Genomic DNA, 5,156 nt, shown 5'->3' on the forward strand with positions numbered 1-5,156 from the left:
GGTGCGAGGTGCGAGGTGCGCGGGGCGAGGTGCGCGGGACGACGGTCGCACCGGGAGCCGGGAGCCGGGAGCCGGGAGCCGGGAGCCGGGAGCCGGGGAGCCGGGGAGCCGGGGAGCCGGGATGCCGTGGAACCCGGGGAGCGGGGGAATCCGGGAACGGAGGGCCCGGGAACCCGACCGCCCCGGGCCTCCCGTCCTCACCTTGAGTGGAATAGACTCAAGTTTGTGTACGCTGACCGAGTCAGCCAAGCCGATGTCGGCCGGGAAGGCCGCTGAACGGTCATCGCAAGGAGGAGAACGCGAACGTGGACGCCGAGCTGACCAACCGGAGCCGGGACGCGATCAACGCAGCCGGCAATCGGGCCCTGACCGGGGGACACCCCGACCTCACCCCCGCCCACCTGCTGCTCGCCCTGCTCGAGGGGCAGGACAACGAGAACATCACCGACCTGCTCGCCGCGGTCGACGCCGACCAGGCCGCCGTCCGCGCCGGGGCCGAGCGCGTCCTCGCCGGGCTGCCGAGCGTCACCGGGTCCACCGTCGCCCCGCCCCAGCCCAACCGCGAGCTGCTCGCCGTCATCGCGGACGCCCAGGCCCGCGCCCGCGACCTGGGCGACGAGTACCTTTCCACCGAGCACCTGCTCCTGGGCATCGCCGCGAAGGGCGGCGCGGCCGGCGAGGTGCTGTCCGGCCAGGGCGCCACCGCGAAGAAGCTGCAGGCGGCCTTCCAGCAGACGAGAGGAGCCCGTCGGGTGACGACGGCCGACCCCGAGGGCCAGTACAAGGCCCTGGAGAAGTTCGGGACCGATTTCACCGAGGCCGCCCGCGAGGGCAAACTCGACCCGGTGATCGGCCGCGACCAGGAGATCCGGCGGGTCGTGCAGGTGCTGTCCCGCCGCACCAAGAACAACCCGGTGCTGATCGGTGAGCCCGGCGTCGGCAAGACCGCCGTCGTCGAGGGCCTCGCCCAGGCCATCGTCAAGGGCGAGGTGCCCGAGTCGCTGAAGGACAAGCGGCTCGTCGCGCTCGACCTGGGGGCGATGGTCGCCGGGGCCAAGTACCGCGGCGAGTTCGAGGAGCGGCTGAAGACCGTCCTCGCCGAGATCAAGGACTCCGACGGGCAGATCATCACCTTCATCGACGAGCTGCACACGGTCGTCGGCGCCGGTGCCGGCGGCGACTCCGCCATGGACGCCGGCAACATGCTCAAGCCGATGCTCGCCCGCGGCGAGCTGCGCATGGTCGGCGCCACCACCCTCGACGAGTACCGCGAGCGGATCGAGAAGGACCCGGCGCTGGAGCGCCGCTTCCAGCAGGTGCTGGTCGCCGAGCCGTCGGTCGAGGACTCCATCGCCATCCTGCGCGGCCTGAAGGGCCGCTACGAGGCGCACCACAAGGTGCAGATCGCCGACAGCGCGCTGGTGGCGGCGGCGACCCTCTCGGACCGCTACATCACCTCCCGCTTCCTGCCCGACAAGGCCATCGACCTGGTCGACGAGGCGGCTTCCCGGCTCCGCATGGAGATCGACTCCTCGCCCGTCGAGATCGACGAACTCCAGCGCTCGGTCGACCGGCTGAAGATGGAGGAACTGGCGATCGGCAAGGAGACCGACGCCGCCTCCCTCGAACGCCTGGAGAAGCTGCGCCGCGACCTCGCCGACAAGGAGGAGGAACTGCGCGGCCTCAATGCCCGCTGGGAGAAGGAGAAGCAGTCCCTCAACCGGGTCGGCGAGCTGAAGGAGAAGCTCGACGAACTGCGCGGCCAGGCCGAACGCGCCCAGCGCGAGGGCGACTTCGACACCGCCTCCAAGCTGCTCTACGGCGAGATCCCCGGCCTGGAACGCGACCTGGAGGCCGCCTCCGAGGCCGAGGAGGAGGTGGCCAAGGACACCATGGTCAAGGAGGAGGTCGGCTCCGACGACATCGCGGACGTCGTCGCCTCCTGGACCGGCATCCCCGCCGGCCGCCTGCTGGAGGGCGAGACGCAGAAGCTGCTGCGCATGGAGGACGAGCTGGGCAAGCGGCTCATCGGCCAGACCGAGGCCGTGCGGGCGGTGTCGGACGCCGTCCGCCGCAGCCGCGCCGGGATCGCCGACCCGGACCGCCCCACCGGCTCCTTCCTCTTCCTCGGCCCCACCGGCGTCGGCAAGACCGAACTGGCCAAGGCGCTCGCCGACTTCCTCTTCGACGACGAGCGGGCGATGGTCCGCATCGACATGTCGGAGTACAGCGAGAAGCACAGCGTGGCCCGCCTGGTCGGCGCCCCGCCCGGCTACGTCGGGTACGAGGAGGGCGGCCAGCTCACCGAGGCCGTGCGCCGCCGCCCGTACAGCGTGGTGCTCCTCGACGAGGTGGAGAAGGCCCACCCCGAGGTCTTCGACATCCTGCTCCAGGTCCTCGACGACGGCCGGCTCACCGACGGCCAGGGCCGCACGGTCGACTTCCGCAACACGATCCTGGTCCTGACGTCCAACCTGGGCAGCCAGTTCCTGGTCGACCCGCTGACCACCGAGGAGCAGAAGAAGGAACAGGTCCTGGAAGTGGTCCGGTCCTCCTTCAAGCCGGAGTTCGTCAACCGGCTGGACGACCTGGTCGTGTTCTCGGCGCTGACCATGCCCGAGCTGGAGCGCATCGCCGCACTGCAGCTCGACCGGCTGGGCCGCCGCCTGGCCGAACGCCGGCTCATCCTGGACGTCACGCCCGGGGCGCTGGGCTGGCTGGCGGAGGAGGGCATGGACCCGGCCTACGGCGCCCGCCCGCTGCGCCGCCTGGTGCAGACCGCCATCGGCGACCGGCTCGCCAAGGAGATCCTGTCCGGCGAGATCAAGGACGGCGACACGGTCCGCGTGGACCGCTCCGGCGAGGGCCTCCTGGTGGGTCCGGCCACCGGAAAGACGCTGTAACACCTCCGGAGGTGCGGCCTCCGTGGTCATCCGGATGTGATCATGGAGGCCGGCGCGTGGGGAGACCCCCGGCCGGGCAGGTTGCCCGGCACGTGCCAAGAGAGAGAGGGTGGGACGTACGTCTGGTCCCATCCACGGCCGGACGCCAGACGACCGCAGGAGAGTCCCAGCATGTCCATCGACCCGTCCTCGATTCCCAACTTCGGGGGCCAGCCCGAGCCGCAGCCCCAGGGCCCCGCGGGCCCCGTGGTCCCGGATCAGGACCTCGTGAAGCAGCTCCTCGACCAGATGGAGCTCAAGTACGTCGTCGACGACGAGGGAGACCTCGCGGCGCCGTGGGAGCAGTTCCGTACCTACTTCATGTTCCGTGGGGAGGGTGACCAGCAGATCTTCTCCGTGCGGACGTTCTACGACCGGCCGCACGACATCGAGGAGAAGCAGCAGCTCCTCGAGTCGATCGACGACTGGAACCGCCGCACCCTGTGGCCCAAGGTCTACACCCACACCCACGACGACGGCACCGTCCGCCTCATCGGCGAGGCCCAGATGCTGATCGGCACGGGCGTCAGCCTGGAGCACTTCGTCTCCTCGACGGTCAGCTGGGTGCGTGCCGCGATCGAGTTCGACAAGTGGCTCGTCGAGCAGCTCGGCCTGGAGCAGGAGATCGACGACGCGGAGAAGCCCGGGGACGACGAGCAGTAGGAAGCCCCCGGCCTCCCGCCCGCGCACGCGCGTACCCATGGAGGAGCCCGGCTCCGGAAGCGACCCGCAGGCCGCCCCGGAGCCGGGCTCCCCCGTTTCCCCCACGGGCCCGCCGCCCGGTCCCTTTGCTCAGGGCGCGGCGCGCCGCAGCCGGCCGGCGGCCTCGGTGAGGACCTCGTCCTTCTTGCAGAAGGCGAAGCGGACCTGGCCGCGGCCGGCTTCCGGGTCGTCGTAGAAGACGGACACGGGGACGGCGACGACGCCGCAGCGTTCGGGAAGGGCGCGGCAGAAGGCGTAGGCGTCCTTCTCGCCGAAGGGGGAGATGTCGGCGGTGATGAAGTACGTGCCCCGGGGCCGGTAGACCTCGAAGCCGGCGGAGCGCAGGCCGTCCGCGAGCAGGTCGCGCTTGCGCCGGTGGTCGGCGCGGAAGGCGTCGAAGTACGCGTCCGGCAGCGCGAGGGCCTCGGCGACCGCGTACTGGAAGGGGCCCGCGGAGACGTACGTCAGGTACTGCTTCGCCGAGCGGACCGCCGTCACCAGTTCGGGCGTCCCCGTCACCCAGCCGACCTTCCAGCCGGTGAAGGAGAAGGTCTTGCCGGCGCTGGAGATGGTGACCGTGCGGTCCCGCATGCCCGGGAAGCCCGCCAGGGGGACGTGCTCGGCGTCGTCGAAGACCAGGTGCTCGTACACCTCGTCCGTCACCACCAGCAGGTCGCGCTCCACCGCCAGCCCGGCGATCGCGGCCAGCTCCTCACGGGTGAGGACGGTGCCGGTCGGGTTGTGCGGGGTGTTGATCAGCAGCAGGCGGGTGCGGTCGGTGACGGCGTCGCGCAGTTCGTCCAGGTCGAGGTGGAAGCGGTCCCCGCGGGGGCGCAGGGTGACCGGCACGCGGGTGGCGCCCGCCATCGCGACGCAGGCCGCGTACGAGTCGTAGTACGGCTCCAGGGCGACCACCTCGTCACCCGGCTCCAGCAGGGCGAGCAGCGACGCGGCGATCGCCTCGGTGGCGCCCGCGGTGACCAGGACCTCCGTGTCGGGGTCGAGGGCGAGGCCGTAGCGGCGCCGCTGGTGCGCGGCGATCGCGGTGCGCAGTTCGGGGACGCCGGGGCCGGGCGGGTACTGGTTGCCGCGGCCGTCCCGCAGGGCCCGCACCGCCGCCTCCCTGACCTCCTCGGGGCCGTCGGTGTCCGGGAAGCCCTGGCCCAGGTTGATGGCGCCGGTGCGCAGGGCCAGGGCGGACATCTCGGCGAAGATCGTGGTCCCGAACCCGGCGAGCCGGCGGTTCAGGAGGGGACGCGCGCTGGAGGTCATGCCGGCCATCCTGCGCCGAACCTCTGGACTTGCTCAACTCCGCTTTGGGCCGCGCGGGCATCGGGCATCTCCCGTCCACACGCGTGAGCGAGGCGCCCACGGGGGGTCGCCTGGGACGCATCACGGGGGAACGAAAGGACGGTGACGTCATGGTCATCGCCATCATCCTGGCCCTGGTCCTCGCGGGGGCGCTCGGCCTGGCGAGGACGACGGGACGGAGTCGTCCCGCCGGCGGGACGA

General features: G+C 71.6%; 3 protein-coding genes. 2 read left to right on the forward strand and 1 reads right to left on the reverse strand.

The features are described 5' to 3' along the window. Positions 1 to 305: 305 nt before the first annotated feature. Together clpB and AOK18_RS22360 are read left to right on the forward strand one after the other, a co-directional pair. Positions 306 to 2,903, forward strand: coding sequence for an ATP-dependent chaperone ClpB (gene clpB / locus AOK18_RS22355; RefSeq protein ID WP_055695504.1), 2,598 nt, complete (start codon positions 306 to 308; stop codon positions 2,901 to 2,903). Between the two features lie 171 nt (positions 2,904 to 3,074). Continuing rightward, complete coding sequence (locus AOK18_RS22360; RefSeq protein WP_055573680.1) at positions 3,075 to 3,605, forward strand: YbjN domain-containing protein; 531 nt, start codon at positions 3,075 to 3,077, stop codon at positions 3,603 to 3,605. A 129-nt stretch (positions 3,606 to 3,734) separates the two neighbouring features. Here the strand turns inward: AOK18_RS22360 and AOK18_RS22365 are convergent, their stop codons facing one another. Beyond that, entirely contained in the window at positions 3,735 to 4,925 is a 1,191-nt protein-coding gene (locus tag AOK18_RS22365) for a pyridoxal phosphate-dependent aminotransferase (protein WP_055695505.1), read from the reverse strand. Positions 4,926 to 5,156: the final 231 nt, after the last annotated feature.

The organism is Streptomyces prasinopilosus (assembly GCF_001419695.1).
In the GTDB taxonomy this organism is placed as follows: Bacteria; Actinomycetota; Actinomycetes; order Streptomycetales; family Streptomycetaceae; genus Streptomyces; species Streptomyces prasinopilosus.